General features: G+C 65.8%; 19 protein-coding genes and 1 pseudogene. 17 read left to right on the top strand and 3 right to left on the bottom strand.

Annotated elements, in window-relative coordinates; all coding sequences use genetic code 11:
- Positions 1 to 339: 339 nt before the first annotated feature.
- Positions 340 to 1,365: an AraC family transcriptional regulator gene (locus H0488_RS00370; protein ID WP_183097332.1), complete on the bottom strand. Its 1,026-nt coding sequence runs from the start codon at positions 1,363 to 1,365 to the stop codon at positions 340 to 342.
- Between the two features lie 112 nt (positions 1,366 to 1,477).
- Between H0488_RS00370 and H0488_RS00365 the strand changes: the two genes are divergently transcribed.
- The 6 genes and pseudogenes from H0488_RS00365 to H0488_RS00340 all read left to right on the top strand — a co-directional run bounded on the left by H0488_RS00365 (position 1,478) and on the right by H0488_RS00340 (position 8,520).
- Positions 1,478 to 1,798, top strand: a complete 321-nt coding sequence (locus H0488_RS00365; RefSeq protein WP_183092419.1) for a 2Fe-2S iron-sulfur cluster-binding protein — start codon at positions 1,478 to 1,480, stop codon at positions 1,796 to 1,798.
- 26 nt (positions 1,799 to 1,824) lie between these two features.
- Positions 1,825 to 3,195: pseudogene (locus H0488_RS00360) on the top strand (cytochrome P450); the annotation flags it as partial.
- Between the two features lie 14 nt (positions 3,196 to 3,209).
- A complete protein-coding gene (locus H0488_RS00355) occupies positions 3,210 to 4,412 on the top strand; it encodes an NAD(P)/FAD-dependent oxidoreductase (protein WP_183097331.1) in 1,203 nt (400 codons plus the stop codon).
- A gap of 65 nt (positions 4,413 to 4,477) precedes the next feature.
- A complete protein-coding gene (locus H0488_RS00350; protein ID WP_183092417.1) occupies positions 4,478 to 6,106 on the top strand; it encodes a long-chain fatty acid--CoA ligase in 1,629 nt (542 codons plus the stop codon).
- Positions 6,107 to 6,169: 63 nt separating this feature from the next.
- On the top strand, positions 6,170 to 7,678 hold the full coding sequence (locus H0488_RS00345; protein ID WP_183097330.1) for an aldehyde dehydrogenase family protein: 1,509 nt from the start codon (positions 6,170 to 6,172) through the stop codon (positions 7,676 to 7,678).
- A 14-nt stretch (positions 7,679 to 7,692) separates the two neighbouring features.
- Positions 7,693 to 8,520 (top strand): SDR family oxidoreductase, encoded by an 828-nt coding sequence (locus H0488_RS00340; protein ID WP_183097329.1) that lies wholly within the window; start codon positions 7,693 to 7,695, stop codon positions 8,518 to 8,520.
- A gap of 66 nt (positions 8,521 to 8,586) precedes the next feature.
- Here H0488_RS00340 and H0488_RS00335 read toward each other — a convergent pair whose 3' ends face one another.
- Positions 8,587 to 9,960, bottom strand: coding sequence for a WS/DGAT/MGAT family O-acyltransferase (locus tag H0488_RS00335; RefSeq protein ID WP_183097328.1), 1,374 nt, complete (start codon positions 9,958 to 9,960; stop codon positions 8,587 to 8,589).
- 226 nt (positions 9,961 to 10,186) lie between these two features.
- Positions 10,187 to 11,410, bottom strand: a complete 1,224-nt coding sequence (locus tag H0488_RS00330) for a PucR family transcriptional regulator (protein ID WP_183097327.1) — start codon at positions 11,408 to 11,410, stop codon at positions 10,187 to 10,189.
- Positions 11,411 to 11,579: 169 nt separating this feature from the next.
- Between H0488_RS00330 and H0488_RS00325 the strand changes: the two genes are divergently transcribed.
- From H0488_RS00325 to H0488_RS00275, 11 genes are all read left to right on the top strand, one after another.
- Positions 11,580 to 13,361, top strand: coding sequence for a GMC oxidoreductase (locus tag H0488_RS00325; protein ID WP_183097326.1), 1,782 nt, complete (start codon positions 11,580 to 11,582; stop codon positions 13,359 to 13,361).
- Positions 13,362 to 13,432: 71 nt separating this feature from the next.
- Positions 13,433 to 14,218 carry an MlaE family ABC transporter permease gene (locus tag H0488_RS00320; RefSeq protein ID WP_220792973.1) on the top strand — a complete coding sequence of 262 codons (786 nt, stop codon included), beginning with the start codon at positions 13,433 to 13,435 and terminating at the stop codon, positions 14,216 to 14,218.
- A 1-nt stretch (position 14,219) separates the two neighbouring features.
- Positions 14,220 to 15,044, top strand: a complete 825-nt coding sequence (locus H0488_RS00315) for an MlaE family ABC transporter permease (RefSeq protein WP_183092411.1) — start codon at positions 14,220 to 14,222, stop codon at positions 15,042 to 15,044.
- Between the two features lie 58 nt (positions 15,045 to 15,102).
- The gene (locus tag H0488_RS00310; protein WP_183097325.1) at positions 15,103 to 16,242 is read left to right on the top strand and encodes an MCE family protein; all 1,140 of its coding nucleotides are present in this window, start codon (positions 15,103 to 15,105) and stop codon (positions 16,240 to 16,242) included.
- Positions 16,239 to 17,285 carry an MCE family protein gene (locus H0488_RS00305; RefSeq protein ID WP_183097324.1) on the top strand — a complete coding sequence of 349 codons (1,047 nt, stop codon included), beginning with the start codon at positions 16,239 to 16,241 and terminating at the stop codon, positions 17,283 to 17,285. The genes H0488_RS00310 and H0488_RS00305 overlap by 4 nt, the downstream gene beginning before the upstream one ends.
- The gene (locus H0488_RS00300) at positions 17,282 to 18,274 is read left to right on the top strand and encodes an MCE family protein (RefSeq protein WP_183092408.1); all 993 of its coding nucleotides are present in this window, start codon (positions 17,282 to 17,284) and stop codon (positions 18,272 to 18,274) included. Before H0488_RS00305 ends, H0488_RS00300 begins: the two co-directional genes overlap by 4 nt.
- On the top strand, positions 18,271 to 19,356 hold the full coding sequence (locus tag H0488_RS00295) for an MCE family protein (RefSeq protein ID WP_183097323.1): 1,086 nt from the start codon (positions 18,271 to 18,273) through the stop codon (positions 19,354 to 19,356). The genes H0488_RS00300 and H0488_RS00295 overlap by 4 nt, the downstream gene beginning before the upstream one ends.
- Positions 19,356 to 20,546 carry an MCE family protein gene (locus H0488_RS00290; protein WP_183097322.1) on the top strand — a complete coding sequence of 397 codons (1,191 nt, stop codon included), beginning with the start codon at positions 19,356 to 19,358 and terminating at the stop codon, positions 20,544 to 20,546. Before H0488_RS00295 ends, H0488_RS00290 begins: the two co-directional genes overlap by 1 nt.
- A 10-nt stretch (positions 20,547 to 20,556) precedes the next feature.
- Positions 20,557 to 21,909, top strand: a complete 1,353-nt coding sequence (locus H0488_RS00285; protein ID WP_183097321.1) for an MCE family protein — start codon at positions 20,557 to 20,559, stop codon at positions 21,907 to 21,909.
- Positions 21,906 to 22,397 carry an Rv1363c family protein gene (locus tag H0488_RS00280; RefSeq protein WP_183097320.1) on the top strand — a complete coding sequence of 164 codons (492 nt, stop codon included), beginning with the start codon at positions 21,906 to 21,908 and terminating at the stop codon, positions 22,395 to 22,397. Before H0488_RS00285 ends, H0488_RS00280 begins: the two co-directional genes overlap by 4 nt.
- A complete protein-coding gene (locus tag H0488_RS00275) occupies positions 22,394 to 22,924 on the top strand; it encodes a hypothetical protein (RefSeq protein WP_183097319.1) in 531 nt (176 codons plus the stop codon). The genes H0488_RS00280 and H0488_RS00275 overlap by 4 nt, the downstream gene beginning before the upstream one ends.
- The last annotated feature ends 117 nt before the right edge of the window (positions 22,925 to 23,041 follow it).

Below are 23,041 nucleotides of genomic sequence, written 5' to 3'. Positions count from 1 at the left end.
GGATGGGCCACTTGATCGCAGACGTGCAACGCATAGCCACTCGCAGACCGAGCGCATCAGGCCCACCTTGCCCCACTTCGCTCGTGCCTGCATACGGGGCTCGGCCAACCGCGGGCTCATCGATTACGAGCCTGATCAGGCACTCGGCACCGGGGGCGGGTGCGCTTCTGGGAAGCGCAGTTTGCTCTCGTGAAACGTCCAGATGCAACGAGGGCCTCGACAATGCGGGGCTCTCGCTGGCAACCCCGTGTTCTGGGGGCGTTCTGAGCCGGGGCAGCGTGAATAGATCGGCCCAGTTCCGACCTGGATCGCGCTACACCCCTATCGGGGACTCAATGATCAACCGTGGTCGTGGAAGCGCGCGCTGAGTTGGCGAAACTCGCTCGGGGACTGTCCAGTCCACCGCTTGAAGGCATGCGAGAAGTTGGTGAGATCGCTATAGCCGAGCTCGCCAGCCACCTGACTTATCGACGCGGACGAGTCGAGCAGGCGAACGATAGCCCGTTCCCGCAGCCAGGACTCGCGGATGTCTCGGAAGGTGGTTCCCTCCTCGGCGAGCTTCCTCTTCAGGGTGCTCGTGGAGATGCAGAGCTGGTGAGCGACGCGCTGGCTGTGAAACTGACTGGGGTCGTCCTCCAGGATGACCCGCACTCGCTCCGAGAAGGAGACTGCACCGTCGCGTCGCTCCAGCGCTCGGCGCAGTTCCGATATCGCGACGCGGTATGCGACGGGGTCGGCGAAGCGGCATGCCTCGTCGAGGGCATCTCGAGGGACCTGCACGTAGGAGGTGGGGGCGTCGAAGATCACACGCGTGCCGCGCGGTCCCCCTTCCTCGGTCCAGGACGACGGTGTCGGCCAGCCGAGGTGGAGTCTGATCGAGGGCAAGGTCCCGGCGAGCATGTCCAAGAGGCGCAGCACCGTGGCCCCGCAGTAGGCGATGACCAGGCAGTCCAGGTCCGGATCGCCCGTGTGGCCGGTAAGCCCGACCGTGAGACCACGCTCGTTGGTGTGGAACTGGGGGCGCACGGCGGTGGAGATCAACGGCAGGTAGGCGAGGAGCTCGACGATCTCGGCGACTGATCCCGCGCTCACCAGCGGCATGCTCAATGGTCCGAAGGAGGTCAGGTGAGCGTGCTCGGCGAAATCCAACCCCAGTCGGGTTGCCTCGTCCGTATCGAGATCTGGGAAGACCTCCCGAAACCAGCGCACCGGTGCCGGGACGCCGGACGCCACCAGGGCAGCCTCATGGGTTCCCTCGCGGGCCATGACCTCGCGAAATCGGGCCCTAGCCTCGGGTTCGATCGCGGCGCTGAGCAGCATCTGCGCGAAGGCGAGGGGAGGGACGCCGGGTTCGGGCGCGCGCATGCAGTGCGTCCTCTGAGCCGAAATCACAACATTCTGACTGAGGTGACCATAGCCACACGGGATCGGACTCACAAGACTTTCGAACACGTTTCGATCCGTGAGGAGTTGGACCATGGGAGTAGTCACCTTCGTATCCCACGACGGCGAGAAGCACGAGGCGCCGCTGGACGAGGGCCAGTCGCTCATGCAGATCGCTGTAGACAACATGGTGCCAGGCATCGACGGCGACTGCGGGGGAGAAGCCGCGTGCGGCACCTGTCATGTGATCGTCGACGCGCACTGGTCGGACACGGTGGGTCTCTCCGAGCCCGTCGAGGAGGAGATGCTGTCGATGAATCCTGAACGGCAGCCCACGTCCCGACTGTCCTGTCAGATGAGGGTGTCGCAGGAGTGGGACGGCCTGATCGTCCAGCTGCCTGAGTTCCAGATGTGATCGACAAGAGAAGTGGATCGATAATCATGAACGTTGCAGACACGCTGAGCGAGAAGGTCCAGTCGACCCTCCCGATCGAGTTGCAGATCCGGGGCGCCCATCTCTACGACAAGACTCGTCGCTGGGTGACCGGGACGAATGGACAGAAGATCTTCGTCGAGAGTCCCATCCCGCCCGTGGAGGAGGTCGAGCTCGCCGACATCGACCTGAGCAACCCGTTCCTCTACCGCCAGGGCAAGTGGCGGTCGTACTTCGAGCGTGTGCGGAACGAGGCTCCCGTGCACTACCAGCCCAACAGCCCGTTCGGGCCGTTCTGGTCGGTCACCCGGCACGCCGACATCATCGCTGTCGACAAGAACCACGACGTCTTCTCGGCAGAGCCGTTCATCATCATCGGTGCGCCTCCGAAGTTCATGGACATCGCCATGTTCATAGCGATGGACCCGCCTCGTCACGACCGGCAGCGAGCGGCGGTCCAGGGGGTGGTCGCACCAAAGAACCTGCGTGAGATGGAGAGTCTGATTCGCTCGCGCGTTCGCGAGGTGTTGGACGACCTCCCGGTGGACCAGCCGTTCGACTGGGTGCAGAACGTCTCGATCGAGCTCACGGCGCGGATGCTGGCGACCCTGCTCGACTTCCCTTACGAGCAGCGTCGCAAGCTGGTCGAGTGGTCTGACCTGGCCAGCTCGATGGAGCAGGCCAACGGTGGTCCCTCCGACAACGACGAGGTGTTCAATGGCATGGTCGATATGGCGCGGGGTCTCAGCGCGTTGTGGCACGACAAGGCGGCCCGGCTCGCTGCTGGGGAGGAGCCCGGCTTCGACCTGATCACGATGCTGCAGACCAACGAGGACACCAAGGACCTCATCGATCGTCCGATGGAGTTCCTGGGCAACCTGGTGCTGCTCATCGTCGGCGGCAACGACACCACGCGCAACTCGATGAGTGGCGGCGTGCTCGCGCTGAACCAGTTCCCCGAGCAGTTCGAGAAGCTCAAGGCGAATCCGGACCTGATCCCGAACATGGTTTCGGAGATCATCCGTTGGCAGACCCCGCTCGCGTACATGCGCCGCGTCGCCAAGAAGGACACAGTGCTGAATGGGCAGTTCATTCGCAAGGGCGACAAGGTGGTCATGTGGTACGCCTCGGGGAACCGGGACGAGCGCGTCTTCGAGCGACCTGACGAACTGATTATCGACCGCAAGAATGCGCGCAACCACATTGCATTCGGATTCGGGGTGCACCGGTGCATGGGTAACCGGCTGGCCGAGCTCCAGTTGAGGATCTTGTGGGAGGAACTGCTTCCTCGCTTCGAGAACATCGAGGTCGTCGGCGAGCCGGAGTACGTCCAGTCCAACTTCGTGCGGGGCATCAGCAAGCTCATGGTGCGCCTGACCGCGAAGAACGGCGCATGACGAACGGGACCGCGATCGTCGTCGGAGCCAGCCATGCTGGGGCTCAACTGGCCGCTAGCCTGCGCCAGGAAGGCTGGGACGGCGAGGTAGTCCTGTTGGGGGATGAGGCAACGTTGCCCTATCAGCGACCGCCGTTGTCCAAGGCCTATCTCGCCGGCAAGAGCACTTTGCAAGAGCTGACTATTCGGAAGGCGGAGTTCTACGCCAAGCAGCAGATCCAGCTGGTCGATGCGCGTGTGGAGTCGATCGACCGTGCAAGGGGCCGCGTCGTGCTGGAGGGCGGTCGGACCCTGCCCTACGACAAGCTGGCCTTGTGCACGGGGGGCCGGGCTCGGCGGCTCACCATTCCGGGAGCCGACCTTTCCGGAGTCCACTATCTGCGCACGTTCGCGGACGTGGAGCAGATCAGGGAGTCCTCACAGCTGGGTCGGCGAGCGGTCATCATCGGTGGTGGCTACATCGGTCTGGAAACCGCTGCTTCCCTCCACGCTCTAGGACTGGACGTGACGGTGGTCGAGGCGGCCGAGCGCGTGCTTGAGCGGGTCACCGCACCGGAAGTGTCCGCGTTCTACGAGCGGATCCACCGCGACGCGGGAGTGACCATTCATACCGGTGCTGTCGTTGAGGCGCTGAGTGGCGAGGACCGCGTCCGAGGGGTCCGGTTGGCCGATGGCGACGAGCTCGCGGCTGACCTCGTCATCGTCGGGATTGGCATCGAGCCCAACACCGAGCTGGCTGCCGCCGCGGGTCTCCTCGTCGATGACGGGGTCGTGATCGACGACCATGCCCGCACCAGCGACCACGACATCGTGGCCGCGGGCGACTGCGCTAGCCACCTGATGGGACGGTACGGGCGGCGCATTCGGCTTGAGTCCGTGCCAAGCGCCGGGGAACAAGCGAAGGTCGCTGCCGCCACCTTGTGCGGTAACGACAGGACGATCAGAGCGCTGCCCTGGTTCTGGTCGGACCAGTACGAGGTCAAGCTTCAGATCGCAGGACTGAACACGGGGTACGACGAGGTCGTACTTAGTGGTGACCCGATCAGCGACCGCGACTTCAGCTGCTTCTACCTGCGCGCTGGGGAGCTCATCGCAGCTGACTGTGTCAACCGGCCGCGCGACTTCGTGTTCAGCAAGCGGACTATCGCCCAAGGACTTCCCGTCGACCGGGCCGAGCTCCTGACCGCCGGAGCAACCTGAGCGTCGCCCCGCCGGCTCGGTCTCTACGAGCCGCCGCCACCTGCTCCCCACAACAAAGGAACCCTATGAAGAGCACGATGATGGACGTCCCACTCACGACGGCAGCGATTGTGCGCCACGGTGCACGCGTTCACGGCGGGGCGCGCGTGCGGACCTTGCAACCGGATGGCAGCGTCACGAGCGGGACATTCGCGGAGGTGGGACGCCGGTCGGCCCAGCTCGCCCACGCGCTGCGCGCCTGTGGCGTCAATGGCGACGAGCGAGTCGCCACCTTCATGTGGAACAACCAGGAGCACGTCGAGGCCTATTGCGCCGTCCCGTCCATGGGCGGCGTGCTGCACACCTTGAATCCTCGTCTCACCGCCGAGCAGCTCGCCTACATCGGAAACCACGCCGAGGACCGGGTCGTCATCGTGGACGGCAGCCTGGCGCCGCTACTGGCACCCGTGCTGCCGCAGATCCAGAGCGTCCACACTGTCGTCGTGACCGGGCAGGCCGACCCGACGCAGTTGCGCCGCGACGGCGTCACCGTCGTCGGGTATGAGGACTTCATCGCCGGCCATCCAGGAACGTTCGACTGGCCCGACGTGGACGAGCGGTCCGCCGCAGCCATGTGCTATACCTCGGGCACCACCGGCAACCCCAAGGGGGTGGCCTACAGCCACCGTTCGACCTACCTGCACTCGATGGCCGCGTGCGCGGCCGACGGACTCAGCGTCACCGGTGACGATTGCATCCTGGCGATCGTGCCCATGTTCCACGCGAACGCCTGGGGCCTGGTCTACGCGGCCATGATGGCGGGTGCGGACCTGCTCATGCCCGACCGATTTCTGCAGGCTGAGCCGCTGGTGCGGCTCATCGCCACCGAGAAGCCGACCATCGCCGGCGCGGTCCCCACGATCTGGAGCGAGGTTCTCAACTATCTCGAGGCCAACCCGGGCCAGGACGTCTCCTCCCTCGGGCTGGTCGCCTGTGGGGGATCCGCCGTACCGCTTCACCTGATGCAAGCATTCGAGGAGAAGTACGGCGTGCACATCGTGCAGGCGTGGGGGATGACCGAGACCTCCCCGCTCGCCACGATCGCCAGGCCACCGGCCGCTCTCGGCCCTGACGAGCAGTGGGCGCTGCGCGCTACCCAGGGCCGCCCGGTGGCCGGCGTGGAACTGAGGCTGGTCGACGACGAGGGCAACGAGCTGCCGCACAACGGCGCATCGGTCGGCGAGCTGCAGGTGCGGGGTCCCTGGGTTACCGGCGCCTACGTTGCCGACGAGGACGGCGAGAAGTTCCAGGACGGGTGGCTACGCACCGGCGACGTGGGTCGCATCGACGAGCGCAGCTTCGTCACGCTGACAGACCGTGCTAAGGACGTGATCAAGTCCGGTGGCGAGTGGATCTCCTCGGTCGAGCTCGAGCTCGAGCTCGCCGGTCATCCCGACGTTCTGGAAGCCTCGGTGATCGGAGTACCGGACGAGAAGTGGCAGGAGCGACCTCTGGCCGTGATCGTGCTCCGCGACGGCAGCGAGGTCGCGCCTGGTCAGTTGCGCGACTTCCTGGAGGGCAAGGTCGCGAAGTGGTGGCTGCCCGAAAGGTGGTGCTTCGTCCCCGAGGTGCCCAAGACCTCGGTCGGGAAGTTCGACAAGAAGCGCCTTCGCGCTCTGCACGCCGACGGCGTTCTGAATGTCATCGACATCTGAGGCTGCTCATCAGCTCGCGGCCTCGGTCATCCAGTCCGGCCGCGTCCCTCGACAGGAGCTCCCATGAACGCCCCGTCCGCCTCCATCCTCGACATCCGTCGACCCATTGACGGAAAGGTGGTCCGCTCCGTGCCGGTCGTCGACGCCTCTGGTGTAGAAGCTGTCGCGGCCGATCTCCGTGCCGCTCAAGTCGAGTGGAGGGACATGGGGCCGGCGGCCCGTGCGATGTGGCTGCGCCGCTGGCGGACCTGGATCCTCGAGCACACCGACGAGCTGACGGACATGCTCGTGGCGGAGACTGGCAAGGTGCGGCCGGACGCCCTGGTGGAGACGACGGCCTCGTGCGAGTTCATCTCCTTCTACGCCGATCAGGCGAAGGCATTCCTTGCTCCCGAACGCGTCGGTGCCGGAGGATTGCTGAGCCTCCCGAAGCGGCTGACTCGCACCTATCGGCCCTACCCGGTCGTGGGCCTCATCATCCCTTGGAACTTCCCCATCACGCTCTTCCTGATGGACGCGGCACCGGCATTGGCGGCCGGTTGCGCCGTCCTGACGAAGTCCTCGGAGATGACGCCACTGACCTGCGCGCGCGTCGTTGAGGGATGGCACGAGATCGGCGCGCCACCCGTGCTCGCCCACGTGGCTGGTGCCGGTGAGACGGGAGCGGCGGTGGTCGACATCGTCGACTTCGTCCAGTTCACCGGGTCGACGGCCACCGGGCGCCGCGTCGCCACTCGCTGCGCCGAGCTCCTGAAGCCGGTCAGCCTGGAGCTGGGGGGGAAAGACGCGGCGATCGTGCTGGAGGATGCCGACCTGGACCGCGCCGCGCACGGCATCGTGTGGGGGGCGATGTTCAACTCCGGTCAGGTGTGCATCTCCGTGGAGCGCGTCTACGTCGTGGACCAGGTCTACGACCGGTTCGTGGAGAAGTTGGTGCAGGCACTGGACTCGCTCAGGCAGGGGTCCGGCCCACGCGATGACGTGGGTGCGATGGTGACGCGGGCGCAGGTGGACACCGTGGAGCGCCACGTGGAGGATGCTCGAAAATCGGGTGCACGGGTGCTGGTCGGGGGAGCCCGTGGTGCTGAGGGGAACTTCTACGCCCCCACGCTGCTCGTCGACGTCGACCACCGCATGGTCTGCATGACCGAAGAGACGTTCGGCCCGACCCTGCCGGTCATGAGAGTGGCTGACGAGGACGAGGCGGTGCGCCTGACCAACGACTCGGAGTACGGGCTGTCCGCTACCGTGTGGACGCGCGACGTCGCGCGCGGTCGCCGGATGGCCGATCGGCTCGACGTCGGGGCGGTCAACGTCAACGACGTCTTCAGCAACCTGTTCGCGGCTGGGCTGCCGCACAGCGGCTGGAAGTCGTCGGGCTTGGGCGCGCGGCTGGGTGGAGCGCAGGGTCTGCGGAAGTACTGCCGCGTGCAGGCCATCACCGAACCGCGCATCCCGTTGGCCGCCAAAGAGCTCACCTGGTACCCGTACTCCGCCCGGCGTACGGCCATCGCCGGCCGTGTGCTGCGGCTGGCCGCCGGACGCGGCCTGCGACAGCGGCTCGGCTTCTGAGAGGAACAGGCAATATGACGACGATGACGAGACCACGTGTGGTCGCCATCACTGGCGGCGCTCGCGGCATCGGCTTCCACACCGCCGAGGAACTGATCAGGCGCGGCCATCGCGTGGCGATCGGCGACATCGACGAGATCCAACTCAAGTCCGCTGCCAAAGACCTCGGAGTCGAGGTGGCGGTCCGGCTCGACGTGACTGACCCGAAGTCGATCAGCGCCTTCCTCGACGCCACCGAGGACGCGCTCGGCCCGATCGACGTGCTCATCAACAATGCGGGCGTGATGCCCACCGGTCATGCCCACGAAGAGGAGGACGAGGTCACGCGTCGACAGGTCGAGATCAACGTCCTGGGTGTCATCTTCGGCACGAAGCTCGCGCTTCAGCGGATGCTGCCGCGTCGGCAGGGCCACATCATCAACACGGCCTCCCTGGCCGGGGAGCTGCCCGTGCCGGGGCTGGCGACCTATTGCGGCACCAAGTTCGCCGTCATCGGATTCACCGAGGCGGCCCGGCTGGAGTACCGCAAATCGGGCGTCACCCTGTCCACGGTGCGGCCCACCTTCACCAACACCGAGCTGGTGTCCGGGACAACCGGGGCGAAGGGCATGCGCAACGCCGAGCCGCAGGAGATCGCGCAGGCCACTGCGGCGCTAATTGAGCGGCCGCAGCCGTTCGTTCGGGTGACGCGCGTGGCGGGTTCTCTGGTCGCAGCGATGAAGTTCGTGCCGGAGCGGATCGCAACCCGGCTCGGTGCGGTGCTCGGAACCGACACTGTTTTCCTCGACCGCGTGGACACCGCAGCTCGGCAAGCGTACGTGGAGCGAGTCAGCCGGAGCTGACACGAGCGGGCCTGAGCCTCCAAGCTGAACAGCAAGGACTTGCGGCGCTGAGGTCACCGCGCAGCGTCACCGCGACATGGACGCCCACTCCTCGCCCAGCAGCACAGCCAGCCGTTGCAGGTGGGGCACGGCCTCACGATCACCGGAGAAGCCGAAGTTCAGGGTGCCTGCATAAGACAACAACGTGATATTGAGAGCGGCCGCATCCAGCTGCAACGACGCGGGGTACATCGCCTCGAGACGACTCCCACGGAAGTACCTGTCCTCTTGTGGGCCGGGAACGTTGCTGACGATGAGGTTGAAGCTGAACGGGCCAGGCAGTGGCGCGCCCACCGCGGCGAGCCCCGCCTGCGCCAGCATCGGCGCGACGAGGAGGGCGGCGTAGGCGACGGCCGAGAGTGGCCCCATGCCCGCCAGCTGCGCCTTCGCCGCCCTGGTCGAGGCCACCACGGCAGCCAGTCGCTCGTGGGGATCGGCTAGGTCGGTGCCCAGTGAAGCCAGTACCGCGCCGAACACGTTGCCTCCGCCGGCGTCGCCGTCCCGCCGCGTACTTACTGGCACCAGCGCGACCAACGGCTTGTCGGGGAGCGCTCCCAGCTCGGTGAGGTAGGTGCGCAGCGCCCCGCCGACCAAGCAGAGGCTCACGTCGTTGAGAGAGGCACCGTGGCGCTTGCCGAGCATCCGCAGTCCGTCCAGGTCCAGCTGTTGGGTGGCGAAGCGCCGGCTTCGACCGATGCGGGTGTTGAAGATGGTCCGGGGCGCCTCGTGCGGCCGGATGAGGTCTGCCGATCCCACGGGCATCACCGCCCTGGCCGCCGCACTTGTGAGCGACCTGGTCGAGCGCAGGGCGTCGACCATCGCGGTTCCCGCGCTCACGAACGGGGCCTTCGATCCCTGATCCCTTGACGGCCGCGCCGGAGCGTTGGCAGCGAAGAGAATGGGGGACTCGAGGTCGTCGGGGCTAGTGGACAGACTGCGCTGGAGTAGTTTCATGCCGGTGTAGCCGTCGACGAGGGCGTGGTGCATCTTGACAAACATGGCGAACCCTCCGTTGTCTAGCCCTTCGATGAGATGCATCTCCCAGGGCGGGCGGGAGAGGTCGATCTGACGACTGTGCAGCCTGGAGACGAGGGCACCGAGCTCCCTCTCGTCGCCGGGACTTGGCAGAGCCGAGCGACGAACGTGGTACTCGAGGTCGATGTCGTCCTCCACGACCCAGCGCTGCAGCGGCCCGGGACCGAGCCGCGGATGGGCTAGCTTCAGGTTCCAGGGACGGGCGACCGCGACTTCTGCCCGCACCTCGTCCGCCAACTCTGACAGATAGCGCTGACCAGGATTGGGGGGAGGGGAGAATCGCAACAGTGCTGCCACGTGCAGCATGGTGCGGGGGGTCTCCGCGGCGAGGAAGACCCGGTCGATGAGACCGATGCTCTGGCTCATGTGACTCCTGTCCTATAGAGCGCCATCAGGCTCCCACGTTCCAGCAGACGTCGTCTTGTGCACGAGTTCAGTCAAGTAGCGAGCAGCAGGGCCAACGCACAAGCGCCGGGCCGGTCGCCGTCGAAGGCTGGTCGACTCACGGAATCTGCGGAGAGGGGAAGCCCCGCCGGCGTCTATTGCGACCCGTTGCGCACACCACCCATGTCGCGGTTGGTGGAGGGAGCGCCTATACGCGGTGGTAAAGGGCGTGGTGGTCGAGGGCGACCGAGAGAGCGGGGCTGATCTTGGCGATCGGGCGGTTAAGCAGTTCCTCGGCCTGTGCGATGCGGTAGCGGACCGTGTTCCGGTGCACGACGAGCAACCGAGAGGCTTCCTCGGCACTGCCTCCACTCGCGAGGAAGGCAATGAGGGTCTCGCGAATCCGGCACATGGATTCATCCTCGCGCGCCAGCGGGCCCAGTTGGCGCATGACGAAACGATCGACAGCGGGGCTGCAGCCGAGGAGGACGGGAAGCTCGACAGCGTCGTACCGGCTGAGCCAGGCCGCTGCGCCGGGGACGGCGACCTCGAGCGCCCCCTGTGCCTCGCGGTGGCTTGCGACAAAGCCACCGATTCCCGGGATGGAGGTGCCGATGCCAACCGACGCCTCGCCGGGACCGCTGGGGAGGCCCTCGAGCCTGGACAGGTCCAGCAGACCCTGCGTGGCGACCCACAGCCACAGCTGACGGCCGCCCGGCTTGACGACGAGCGGGTGAGCAGACCCGGCCGCGCGTAGCAGGTCGGCGGCGAGCGGCTCGAGAGCCCCGGCCTGCTCCGCGTCGCCCACAGAGACCACGAAAGCAGTGTGGTGGGCGGAGAACGGATAGCCGCCGAGTGCCCGAGATGCCTCGCGAGCATCGGTCAGCTGGCCGTCGAGTACTGCCTTGACGGATTCGAAGCGCTGAGCGGCGGCACCGGCGAGCACTCGGCCACGAGCCTCCTGATAGAGGTCGATCGACGTGCTGACTGACTTGTCCAGCCAGACACCGGCGCGGTCCCAGAAGTAGACCAGCAGATCAGCGCGGTCGAACTCGGCCGAGGTCAGGCTTCCGATCAGATCACTGACGTAGTTCCACACTTCCATCTGGGCGATCCGGTACAAGCGGACCAGTGTCTCGAGCGGGATCTGAAGCTCGGCCAGAAGTCCCGCCAGACGCCCGGCCTCCTCGACCAGATGAAAGTGCTGACGAGGCTGAACGAGGTCGCTGAGGAAAGCTAGCCAGTGTTCCCGTACGGCATCCTGCACCCTGTCCTCGAGGCCGTCGATGATCCTGATGTCGGACACCTCGTCGAAGAGGGCCGCCGTCACCCGGTTCACCCAGGCCTCGAGCTGGTCCGGCTGCGCCTGCTCAGCGACGTACTTCAGCAGCCAGGGCGCGATATCGGCGGGGACAGCGTCCTTGCTTGCCATGTCGCCACCCTAGTTGCCCCCCGGCTCCCTTTGTGCAAATGGACAAGGCCGTTCGTTGAGGTTGGCGGCACGCACGAGACGGTGACGGTCGTCACCTGATGAAGTTAAAGCCTCGTCTTGTCGCGGCCGTCGCGGCGGGGGCCGCTCGATTGCTCAGAAGAGGTTCGCCATGTCCGTCGACTCGCTCGACGACACCGCGTACGACGTGGTGGTCATCGGCTCCGGCTTCGGTGGCTCGGTGGCGGCACTCCGATTGACCGAGAAGGGTTATCGCGTCCTCGTTCTCGAGGCGGGCCGACGGTTCGAGGACCACCAGTTCGCCAAGACCTCTTGGGACGTGCGGAAGTTCCTGTTCGCGCCTCGGCTCGGGTGCTTCGGCATTCAGCGGATCCGGCTGCTGCGCGACGTGGTCGTACTGGCCGGGGCGGGGGTCGGGGGCGGCTCGCTCGTCTACGCCAACACCCTCTACGAGCCCGCCTCCGATGCGTTCTACAACGACCCGCAGTGGGCGCAGATCACGGACTGGAAGGCAGAGCTCGCTCGGTATTACGACCAGGCGAAGCGGATGCTGGGAGTTGTCGACAACCCCACCATCACCGCGTCGGACGAGGTGCTAAAGGAGGTCGCCGACGAGTTGGGGTGCGGCGATACCTACCGGCCAACGCCGATCGGTGTCTGCTTCGGTGCCGAGGGCCGCAAGGAGCCGGGTCGACCGGTGCCTGACCCGTACTTCGGAGGCGTCGGACCCGAGCGGAAGGGCTGCCTGGAGTGTGGCGAGTGCATGACGGGTTGCCGTCACAACGCGAAGAACACTCTTTTGAAGAACTATCTCTACCTCGCCGAGCGAGCTGGCGCCGAGGTGCGCTCGCTGACGACGGTCACCGGTGTGGTGCCCCGTCCGGGGGGTGGTTACGAGGTGGAGCACCACATAACGGGCCGCAGTCGTCGTCGACGGACGTCGGTGTCGGCCGCGCAGGTCGTTCTGGCGGCTGGCACGTGGGGTACGCAGGAGCTGCTGCACGGCATGAAGCGCTCCGGTGCCCTGCCTGGTCTGTCCGAGCGGCTGGGCTACTTGACGCGGACCAACTCCGAGGCGCTGTGCGCGTCGAGCGCCACGCTGCGCAACAGGCCCGCCTATGACTTCCACCACGGCGTTGCGATCACGTCCTCGATCCACCCCGACGAGGTCACGCACGTCGAACCCGTCCGCTACGGCGAAGGGTCGGGCCTGATGGGCCTTCTGCTGACGCTGATGACCGACGGGGGCGGAAGAGTGCCGAGGTGGCTGCGCTGGCTGGGGCAAGCAGCGCGCCACCCCGGCCTCCTACTGTCGACCTGGTTCGGGCTCGGCAGTTGGCCGCAGCGCACGATCATCGCGCTGGTCATGCAGACCCGCGACAACTCGATCACCGTCTTTCCAAAGCGAGGCTGGCTGTGGCGTCGCAAGCGCGTCCGCCTCACATCTCGGCAGGGGCATGGAGAGCCGAACCCGACGTGGATCCCCATGGGCAACGAGGTGGTCCGCTCGATCAGTCGGCGGATCGGCGGGGGCAGTTACGGCACGGTCGGCGAGATCTTCAACATCCCCATGACCGCGCACTTTCTGGGGGGATGTGCGATCAGCGAGTCGCCACAAACTGGCGTCATCGACCCCTACCACCGAGTCCACGGTCACCGTGGGCTCCACGTCGTCGACGGCTCCGCCGTCTCCGCCAACCTCGGCGTAAACCCGAGTCTCACCATCACAGCGCAGGCCGAACGAGCGATGGCAGCCTGGCCCAACAAGGGGGAACGGGACCACCGCCCGGAGCCCGGAGGGGCCTACGTCCGGCTCCGAGCTGTCCCTCCAGCCCACCCCGTGGTCCCCCCGACCGCACCCGCCGCGCTGCGGCTTCCCCTCCATGTAGTGCGGAGCCGCGGCCCAAAGGATCCCGAGGAGGTCTTTCGATGACGCTGGCTCCCGAGCGATCAGCAGCACCGCGACGGCCCGGGCCGGCTGGAATGTCAGAGGGCTCTCGGCAAATGGCCGCGGAAGCTCTGCGCGGCACACTGCCCTTCAAGGCGTTGTCCACCTTCGGCGACTTCTACTCGTTCGTCGGCAAGGTCTTCCGCACCATGTTCACCACCCGCTTCAGGTTCAGCGAGTTCATCTCCCAGGCCTGGTTCGTCACCACTGTCTCGCTGGGTCCGGCCCTCCTGGTGGCGATCCCGTTTTGCGTCGTGATCATCTTCCAGGTGAACCAGCTACTGATCCAGATCGGCGCGGTGGATCTCGCCGGAGCAGGGGCGGCGGTTGCCGTCGTGCGCGAGATCGGACCGATCGTGAGCGTGCTGGTCGTCGCAGGTGCGGGTGCTACAGCGATTTGCGCTGACCTCGGCTCCCGCAAGATCCGTGAGGAGATCGACGCAATGGTGACGCTCGGCATCGATCCGATCGAGCGTCTCGTGGTTCCCCGCGTCGTGGCCTCCACCCTCGTTGGCGTTGCCCTGAACGGAATCGTGACCGTGGTCGGACTCGTCGGCGGCTACTTCTTCTCCGTCGTGCTGCAGGGAGCGACTCCTGGGCTGTTCCTGTCCGACCTCACACTGCTCGTCGGCCTCGCCGACTTTCTCGCCTCTGAGGCAAAGGCCGCCGTTTTCGGCCTACTCGCAGGCCTAACGGCGTGCTACCTCGGACTCAACGCCAAAGGCGGACCCAAGGGGGTCGGCGAGGCCGTGAACCAGACCGTTGTCTTCGCCTTCATGCTCCTGTTCGCAGCCAACAGCGTGATCAGCGCCCTGTTCCTCCAGATCAAGCTGGGAGCTTGAGATGTCCCAGATCACCCAGTACCTGGCCAAGCCGACGACCTCGCTTCGCAATCTCGGCGACCAGCTCAGCTTCCACGGCGCCGCGTATGCACACATCCCCCGGGTGCTCAAGCACTACCCCAAGGAAGTCGTCCGGCTGCTGGCTGAAGTCTCGCTCGGTTCGGGTGCCTTGGCCCTCATCGGCGGAACCGTTCTCGTGATCGGCTTTCTGACGGCGGCGTCGGGCATCGAGGTGGGCCTGCAGGCCTACACGTCCTTCGACAATATCGGCGTCTCCACGCTTTCCGGCTTCTTCTCGGCCTACTTCAACACCCGCGAGGTAGCGCCCATCATCGCTGGCATTGCGCTCACGGCAACCGTCGGAGCTGGATTCACCGCGCAGATCGGCGCAATGCGCGTCAGCGAGGAGATCGATGCCCTCGAGGTAATGGCGGTGCACCCGGTTCCCTACCTCGTCACCACGCGCATCATCGCCGGGCTGATCGCCGTCGTCCCCCTCTTCGCGATCGCACTGATGATGTGCTGGCTCGCAACATACCTAGTGGTCACCGTCGGCTACGACCAGGCTCCCGGAACCTACATGCACTACTTCGACACCTTCCTCATCCCCGGGGACCTCTTTCTGGCGATGGTCAAGGTGGTCCTGATGGCTTTGGCCATCGTGTCGATCTGCTGCTACCACGGATTTCGCGCCTCGGGTGGGCCAGCAGGAGTTGGCCAGGCCGTCGGCAAGGCGGTGCGCTCTGCCCTGATCTGCACCATGTTTATCGACCTGATCTTCGCCATCGCCGTCTGGGGTGGCCCGTCGGTCCACATCGCGGGGTGAAGACAGCATGAGGACGACATCGACACCGCTCGGGATCGATCGCAAGGTCAGCTACGGAATGGTCTTCCTGGCGCTCATCGCACTTCTCATCGTCGGGACGATCGCGAAGTACCGGGGTGACTTCAAGGACTCAGTGGAGCTGACGGTCGAGTCAGACCGGGCAGGTCTCACGCTCGCTTCGGGGTCACCGGTCAAGTTGCACGGCGTCGAGATCGGTTCGGTCGGGGCGGTCGACATCGACGGCGACCGAGTGATGGTCACCCTAGAGATCGATCCAGACGAGCTCGAGCTGGTGCCGGCCGACGTGACCGCGCAGATCGTGCCACCGACCGCCTTCGGTGCGAAGTACGTCCAGCTGACGCCGTCGGAGACCGCCGACGGGGCAGAGAGCATCGAACCCGGCGCCGTCATCACAGCGGACCGGGTGACGGTGGAAGTGGATGAAGCCTTCACGAACCTGACGAAGGTTCTCGACGTGGCCAGGCCAGCAGAGGTGAACGCTGCACTCACCGCCGTCGCGGTCGCGATCGATGAGCGTGGTCAGCTCATCGGCGACCTGATCTCTCAGACCGACGCATACCTGCGGTCCTTCAACCCCTCCCTCCGGACGCTGAGCGCCGACCTCCAGGTCGCCGACGACGTCGCTGACGTCTACGCATTGGCGCGGCCGGACCTGGTTGCCACGCTGAGCCAGGCAGGCACCGTGTCCCTCACGCTCGTGCGACAACAGGCCTCCCTCCGGGCGCTCGAGCGGAGCCTGGTCGGCTTCAGCGACGAGGCCGACACCCTGCTACGCAACTCGGAGAAGGGACTGGTCACCAGCCTGCGGTTGCTCGAACCGGTCACGCGCGTCCTTGACCGCTACTCGCCGGAGCTGCCGTGCATCGTCCTCGGCCTGGCCTCGGCGAACAAGCTCGCCGAAGATGCGGTGGGCGGCACACATCCTGGCATCACCACCATTACCCGCGTCGTCCCGGGACGCGATCCCTACACGTACCCCGAGAACCTGCCCGAGGTGGGCGACGACCGCGGGCCCGCGTGCTACGGGCTTCCCTACGTCACCGAGACTGAAGCGCAACAGCCACCGCCAGCCTTCCACGCGGGCGCGAACCCGTACGTCGGTCCTCAGCCCACGCCGGACCAGGCAGTCCTGGACACCCTGCTCGGCCTGATCAGAGGAGGAACTCAGCTGCAATGAGCAGGCAAAAGCATCAAGAGCGTCGAGACCTCATCAAGTTCGGGGCGTTCCTCACGGTCGCCGCACTGTTCACCGTGTGGGTCGCGCTAGTGACAGGGGAAATACGACCCGGCGAACGCGACACCTATCGGGCGGTGTTCAACGATGTCTCCGGGCTGACCGTGGGAGACGAAGTCCGCATCGCAGGAGTCGACGTCGGCAAGGTCACCGAAATCGATGTCCGGTCGGATAACACCGTCATGGTGACCTTTGAAGTCGGCAGCAGCCACCAGCTCACGACCGACACCAATGCGACAATCCAGTACCGGAACCTTATCGGCGACCGCATTCTCCAGCTTTCCCGCAGCAGCGACGACCCATCGTCCAGGAGTGAGTCGTTACCGGTTGGCGGCACCATTCCGGCCGAGCACACGGAGTCGGCGCTCGACCTCGACACCCTGCTCAACGGCTTCAAGCCACTCTTCGCCGGGCTCAACCCCAGCCAGGTCAACGAGCTGTCCGGTCAGCTCGTCCAGGTGCTCCAGGGCCAGGAGTCTTCGGTCGCAAACCTCGTGGACCACGTCGCTTCCTTCACCACCGCCATCGGTGACCGGGAGGTGTTGATCGGGCAGGTGATCGGCAACCTCAACAGTGTCCTTGGCACGCTCGACGCACGAAAGGACACAGTGGGACTGTTGATCGACAGGCTCGCTGCGCTTCTCGCAGGTCTCGACAAGCAGGACACTCAGATCCTCGACGCCGCAGCCCGGCTCACCGGCTTCGCCGATCGGACCTCGACCCTCGTCGCTCGCGTGCGGGGCGACCTACGGTCCGATCTCCAAGCCTTGCGGACGACCGCGCGAGGCATCAACCTCAACTCCTCAACCCTCGAGACCGTGCTGAAGAAGCTCCCCCTTCACTACCGCAAACTCCAGAACACCGCCTCTTATGGCAACTTCTTCAACTTCTTCCTCTGCGGCGTCCGCGTCGAGACCGGGATCACGGACAACCAGGCACTACTTACCCCGTGGATCTACTCCGACGCGCCGAGGTGCAAGCGATGAGCCGGAATCTGAGTCCTGATCGCCTTGCGCTGCGCGGCCTCGTCGGCACCTTGGCGCTGGTGCTGGTCGTCCTTGCGGCGATGAACTTCAACTCCCTGCCGCTCGTCGGAAATCGAGGTGTCATCAGCGTGGAGTTCGCCGAGGCCGGGGGCTTGAAGGAAGGCGACTCGGTGCTGATCTCCGGCGCCGAGGTAGGCAAGGTGCGCAACGTCGCCATCGAAGTCGATCACGTTGTCGCCGACCTGGTCATCACCGACGACTCCATCAAGCTCGGCGAGCGCACCGAAGCGCAGATCATCACCGTCACCCTGCTCGGCCGAGCTGCGGTGGAACTCGAGTCGCGCGGTTCAGGCGTCCTGGAAGCCGGCGACACCATCCCCGTGGATCGCACGTCCGCGCCGTACAACCTCACCAGCGCCCTCAACCAGCTCACAGAGACCACCGCCGAGATCGACAAGCAACAACTTGCGGCCGCGCTCGAGCAGGCGTCGAACAGCCTCAGAGCTGCCAGCCCGGACCTTGGCCCTGCGCTGGACGGCATCAGCTCGTTGTCGCAGGCGGTCTCGTCGAATGACGAAGAGCTGCGTTCACTGGTTGCTCGCGCGAGCGATGTCACAGCAGTCCTCGCCAGTCGTGACCGACAGATTGCAGCGCTGCTCGGCGCCGGTCGCTCGCTGCTCGCCGAGCTCGACCGGCGCCAACAGGTCGTGATCAGTCTTCTTGCTGGCGCTCGCGAGCTGTCGCAGCAGCTTCGCGTTCTGCTCGAGGACACCGACGACGTGCTGGGTCCGGCGCTCGACGAGCTGGATGGAGTGGTCGCGACTCTCAATCGCAACCGGGTGAACCTCAAAGCGACCATCACCGGCCTGCTGGGCTACGCCACCGGATTCAACGAGGCCGTCGCAACCGGACCATGGTTCGATGCCTATATCCAGAACCTCACGTCGCCGACCACATTGGCACCCATCCTGTCCGGGGTCATGCGATGAACTTCTTCCGAGGTCAGTTCCTGAGCGTGCGCCGCGTCATCACCCTGGTGGTCGTTGCCGCGGTGATCCTCGGCGCCCTCGCGTGGAATCGCGATGCGAGTGCAACGACGGTTCACGCCTACTTCTCCAGTGCCGAAGGCCTGAACGTCGGTGACGAGGTGAAGGTGCTGGGGGTCAGCGTCGGTGAGATCACCGCTATCGAGAACAAGTCCGAGGGCGTCTACGTGACGATGACGGTCGACTCCGACCAACCACTCCCGGCAGACGCGCGCGCCGCCATCGTCTCGCCGAGCCTGGTGAGTGGTCGGTTCGTGCAGTTCGAGCCTGTCTACACCGGTGGGCCGAAGCTGAAGGACGGCGCCACCATTGAGCTCGGCAGGACCGCAGTGCCGGTGACCTTCGATGACGTCAAACAACAGCTGACCGATCTCGCAACGACACTCGGGCCGCAGCGGGGCGCGAGGCGGGGCCCGCTCGCCGACGCCATCGTCGCGATCCAGCGAGGGCTGGACAACGGCAGGTCCATCGACCTGCGCCGAGCCATCACCGAGCTCCAAGACGCCGCAACTGCCCTTTCAGACGGTCGATCCGACCTGTTCAGCACGATCGAGAATCTGAACAGCTTCACGAAGAACCTCGCGCTGAACGATGCGGCCTTGCGTGGCTTCACGTCCGAGCTCGACGACGTCAGCGGTGTCCTGGCCGCCAACCGCTCCGATCTCGGCGGCGCTCTACGAGACCTCGCGTCGGTCCTGAATGTCGTCGAAGACTACTTCGATCGGCATCGCGGGCGGATCCGGAACGCGGTCACCGACCTCAACGTTCTCGCCGCAACCTTGGCCGATCGGTCCAACGAACTCGCGGGGATCCTTCACGTCGCGCCCTTCCCCATCATCGGGCTGAGCAACACCGTCCAGGACCAGGCCATCACCGGCCGTGCGACGTTGTCCGGCCTCGACAACGTCGCAGAGGTGGTCTGCGGCGCGATCCTCGGGGCGGGCGGAACCAGTGAGCAGTGCACCACCGCGCTGCAGCCGCTGCTCGGCCTGCTCGGTGTCACCGGAGTCGGGGGAACCTCGTGATGAGGACGGATCTGGTGATGAAGGGATGCCGCTGGATCGCCGTGTGGTCCATGGTGACCGTCCTCGGATCTGCATGCGCGATCCAGCCGAACGACAACACGCTCCCGGGCCAGGTGGCTGTAGGGGACGACGGCTACACGATCGAGGTGCACTTCGACCAGATCGAGAACCTGGTCCCCAACTCCACGGTGCAGAAGGACAACGTGGTGATCGGCACTGTCGGCGCGATCGAGGTCGACGGATGGGAGGCGGTCGTCCACCTCCACCTGCTCGACAGTGTTCGCCTGCCCGTCGACGCCGTGTTCTCCATCGGACAGAAGACCCTGCTCGGCGCCCAGTACGTCGAAGTATCGTCGGCGGCGGAATCGCGCGCCTTCGCCAACCGGGAAGCGCTGTCCGATGGCGACGTGATCGGAGTGGAGCAGACGGGGACGTATCCCGCCACGGAGCAGGTACTGGGCGCGGTCGCCCTCCTGCTGAACAATGGTGGGCTCTCCCAGATCAGCACCATCACCGGAGAGCTGTCCACCGCGCTGCGCGACAAGGTTCCCGACACCAGAGGCCTCATCCGGAGGGCGAACGACCTTCTCGCGGTGCTCGACGCCAATCGCGGCGAGATCGTGTCGGCGCTGGAGTCCCTCAACGACCTGAGCGCGGGCCTGCGCGACGATCGGCATTCGATCGCCACCGCCATCGATCGGATCGCCCCAGGTCTGAAGGTCCTGGAGGACGAGAGAGCGCGGTTGGTGGAAGCGCTGACGCGCGCCGGCCTCGCTGGGGATCGCGCCGTCCGGGTGATCCAGAAGAGCGAGCCTGCATTGCTTGCCAACCTCGACTCGCTCGGGCCGATCCTGACCAACATCGGAAAGGTGAGCGAATCTCTGCCGGAGGCCCTGAAGATCGCGATCACCATTCCATTCCCGGCCATGACGACCACGGAAATCCTCCGCGGTGACTACGCGAACCTCTTCGCCACCCTGGACCTCGGCGCCACGGGTCTCGCAGACGTCTGGCTAGGAGGTATCCCACCCGCCTTGCAGGCAGGGGATCCGCTCGAGGATCCGTTGGTGGTCGATCCGGAGGACCAGCCGACTGGGCGGGGTGACGACACCGGTGGCGAAGACCCCACTGCTCCCGCGCCCGACGAGCCGGACGACGCGTGCATGCTCCAGCTCCTCGGACTCTGTTAGGACTACCCGGATGTTGCTCACTCCTCTGATCAAGCGCCAGCTGAGAATCTTCGCTGTTGTTTCCGTGGCGGCACTCGGGCTTGCCTTCATCCACTACGCACGTGTGCCAGCGATGGTCGGCATCGGTGTCTACGACGTGACCGTCGACTTCAAGGACGCCAGCGGTCTCTATCCTCGAGCTGCTGTCACGTACCGCGGGGTCGAGGTAGGTGTCGTGTCCAACCTCGACGTCACCGCCGAGGGTGCTGTCGCCACTCTCCGGATCGACAACGGGACAGACATTCCGGCAGACGTGTCGGCCGAGCTGCACAGCACCTCGGCCATCGGTGAGCAATACGTCGACCTCGTCGATTCCGAGGGCGTCCCTGTCGGCGACGGCGGCGCCGCCGACGGTGGCGGCCTACTTTCGGACGGAGCGACCATCCCGCAGGAGCGGGCGAGCGAGATGCCGCAGATCACACCGGTCCTCGACTCGGTCAACCGGCTGCTTGAGTCGGTTCCTCGCAAGGAGACGAAGGCCGTCCTCGACCAGGTCAACGAGGGGCTTGGAGGGAGCGGCCCCGATCTCCGGGAGTTGATCGACTCGTCGGGGAAGCTGTTAACGGAGGCACAGATCCAGATCGATGCGACGACGTCGCTAATCGCCTCCCTCCAACCCGTCCTCAACACCCAGGTGGCGATCGGCCCGCGGACCAGGTCCTATGCCGACGCCCTCAACGACGTCACCGCCACGCTCTCCGCGAGCGACACCGCGGACTTGAGGGAGCTCCTGCGAAACGCTCCGGGCGGACTCGACGCGGCGACGGCAACGGTCGCTGACCTGCAGCCGGTGCTGCCGATGATGCTGGCTAACCTCACGACCAACGCACAGGTCTTGAACGCCTATCTACCAAACGTTCGGCAGATCCTGGTGCTCTATCCCTCGCTCGTCGCACGACTGCAGTCAGCGGTCAACCCGCGAGCCGGCTTAGGTGACGTTCAGCTCGACCTTCGCGCGGCTCTGAACGATCCGCCGACCTGCCAGAGCGGATACTTGCCTCCCGAGCAGCGCCGCAGCCCGTCCGTCGCCACGACCCGAGACGTCAATAGGTTGGCGCACTGCGAGATCGCGCCGGCGGACTCGACGGCGGTGCGCGGGGCGCGCAACCTGCCGTGCCCGCAGTCGCCGGCTCGCGGCCCGCTGCCGAGCTCGTGCGGTCTCAGCTTCCGCGGGGGAGTGTGGCCCGATTCCAGTGGGACGGTGGCCTACGACCTAGCCGTGGGCAACGAGGACGGATCCGTGGACCCTTCTGCTGACGCCAGCGACTATGACGAGGGCGATCTGTGGAAAATCCTGGTCCTAGCACCACTGGCGGCGCGATGAAGCGGCCGGTTCGCCCGTCATGGACAACGATCGCCGTCGGCTTGGTCGTCTTGGGGCTGCTGGCCTTCTCGGTGGAGCGGGGGATGTCATGGCGAGAGGTGCGCAGCAATGAGGCAGACGAGCGCGCGGCCTCGGCAGCGGCCGTTACCCAGGTAGAGCAACTCGTCGGAATCAGCGGCTCGACCGCCGACGAGGACATCGAACGACTTCTCGACGGCGCCACCGGTGACTTCCATGCCGAACTGGAGAGTCAGATCAAGCGATTGCAGCAGGTCCTCGCCGACAGCAAGGTCAAGGCAACCGGGGAGGCAGTCTCGACCGGTGTTGTCACCCTGACCGACGACAAGGCGTCGGTCATCGTCGCTGCTTCTGGCACGGTGCAGAACAAAGACACCGACAAGGCCGAACCTCGGAACTACCGGCTCAAGGTGGACCTCGTGAAGATGGACGGTCGATGGCTGATTTCCGGATTGGAGTTCGTGGCATGAGCGACGCTACGGACGAGGAGAACATGCCCGGAGGCGCCGCCTCCGCGGTGCCGCGATGGGTTGGCAAAGGACGGTTCGTGGCCGCTGGCTTGCTCGTCGCATCGATGGGCGGTGCCGCATTCCTGGGGATGCAAGCGCATCGGGCCGAGGCAGACGCCGACGCTCGAAGCGAAGCCCTCAGTTCGGCCGAAGAGCGGGTTCCTGAGCTGCTGAGCTACGAGAGCTCGACGCTCGACGACGACCTTGAGCACGCGTTGGCCCAGACCACCGGGGACTTCGCCGAAGATTACGGCACCATTCTCGAGGACGTGGTGAGACCAGAGGCCCGAGCTCGGAAGATCAGCACCGTGGCCGAAGTCACCGCTGCCGGAGTCGTGCGCGGTGACCGCGACCGGGTCGTCGTACTGGTGTTCTTGACCCAGACCACCACGACCCGCGGCAGGCAGTCTGTTTCAGGCAGTCGGGTCGAAGTCACCATGGCTCCAGCGGACGACGGCTGGAAGATCGCTGGCCTCAAGCCTGTGTGAGGCCACTGCCAGGGTCGGAGCACAGATAGGTCACCTCAGTGGCCGAAGTGCTCGATGACCTGGACCTGGATCCGCCGACGATGCCGCCGCTGCTCGTCTTCCTTGAAGACCGGCCGC

Origin of the sequence: Nocardioides pelophilus, assembly GCF_014180685.1 — a bacterium.
GTDB lineage: Bacteria > Actinomycetota > Actinomycetes > Propionibacteriales > Nocardioidaceae > Nocardioides > Nocardioides pelophilus.
The sequence above is the reverse complement of the archived record's forward strand: the minus strand, read 5'-3'. Positions and strand labels throughout refer to the sequence as shown.

What these genes read in the sequence shown, in the direction of transcription:
- H0488_RS00335 (WP_183097328.1), bottom strand. Translation starts at nt 9,960, where the DNA reads ATGAGCCAGAGCATCGGTCTCATCGACCGGGTCTTCCTCGCCGCGGAG.
- H0488_RS00355 (WP_183097331.1), top strand. Translation starts at nt 3,210, where the DNA reads ATGACGAACGGGACCGCGATCGTCGTCGGAGCCAGCCATGCTGGGGCT.
- H0488_RS00365 (WP_183092419.1), top strand. Translation starts at nt 1,478, where the DNA reads ATGGGAGTAGTCACCTTCGTATCCCACGACGGCGAGAAGCACGAGGCG.
- H0488_RS00295 (WP_183097323.1), top strand. Translation starts at nt 18,271, where the DNA reads ATGAACTTCTTCCGAGGTCAGTTCCTGAGCGTGCGCCGCGTCATCACC.
- H0488_RS00330 (WP_183097327.1), bottom strand. Translation starts at nt 11,410, where the DNA reads ATGGCAAGCAAGGACGCTGTCCCCGCCGATATCGCGCCCTGGCTGCTG.
- H0488_RS00325 (WP_183097326.1), top strand. Translation starts at nt 11,580, where the DNA reads ATGTCCGTCGACTCGCTCGACGACACCGCGTACGACGTGGTGGTCATC.
- H0488_RS00310 (WP_183097325.1), top strand. Translation starts at nt 15,103, where the DNA reads ATGGTCTTCCTGGCGCTCATCGCACTTCTCATCGTCGGGACGATCGCG.
- H0488_RS00285 (WP_183097321.1), top strand. Translation starts at nt 20,557, where the DNA reads ATGTTGCTCACTCCTCTGATCAAGCGCCAGCTGAGAATCTTCGCTGTT.
- H0488_RS00320 (WP_220792973.1), top strand. Translation starts at nt 13,433, where the DNA reads ATGGCCGCGGAAGCTCTGCGCGGCACACTGCCCTTCAAGGCGTTGTCC.
- H0488_RS00370 (WP_183097332.1), bottom strand. Translation starts at nt 1,365, where the DNA reads ATGCGCGCGCCCGAACCCGGCGTCCCTCCCCTCGCCTTCGCGCAGATG.
- H0488_RS00340 (WP_183097329.1), top strand. Translation starts at nt 7,693, where the DNA reads ATGACGACGATGACGAGACCACGTGTGGTCGCCATCACTGGCGGCGCT.
- H0488_RS00315 (WP_183092411.1), top strand. Translation starts at nt 14,220, where the DNA reads ATGTCCCAGATCACCCAGTACCTGGCCAAGCCGACGACCTCGCTTCGC.
- H0488_RS00305 (WP_183097324.1), top strand. Translation starts at nt 16,239, where the DNA reads ATGAGCAGGCAAAAGCATCAAGAGCGTCGAGACCTCATCAAGTTCGGG.
- H0488_RS00280 (WP_183097320.1), top strand. Translation starts at nt 21,906, where the DNA reads ATGAAGCGGCCGGTTCGCCCGTCATGGACAACGATCGCCGTCGGCTTG.
- H0488_RS00300 (WP_183092408.1), top strand. Translation starts at nt 17,282, where the DNA reads ATGAGCCGGAATCTGAGTCCTGATCGCCTTGCGCTGCGCGGCCTCGTC.
- H0488_RS00275 (WP_183097319.1), top strand. Translation starts at nt 22,394, where the DNA reads ATGAGCGACGCTACGGACGAGGAGAACATGCCCGGAGGCGCCGCCTCC.
- H0488_RS00290 (WP_183097322.1), top strand. Translation starts at nt 19,356, where the DNA reads ATGAGGACGGATCTGGTGATGAAGGGATGCCGCTGGATCGCCGTGTGG.
- H0488_RS00345 (WP_183097330.1), top strand. Translation starts at nt 6,170, where the DNA reads ATGAACGCCCCGTCCGCCTCCATCCTCGACATCCGTCGACCCATTGAC.
- H0488_RS00350 (WP_183092417.1), top strand. Translation starts at nt 4,478, where the DNA reads ATGAAGAGCACGATGATGGACGTCCCACTCACGACGGCAGCGATTGTG.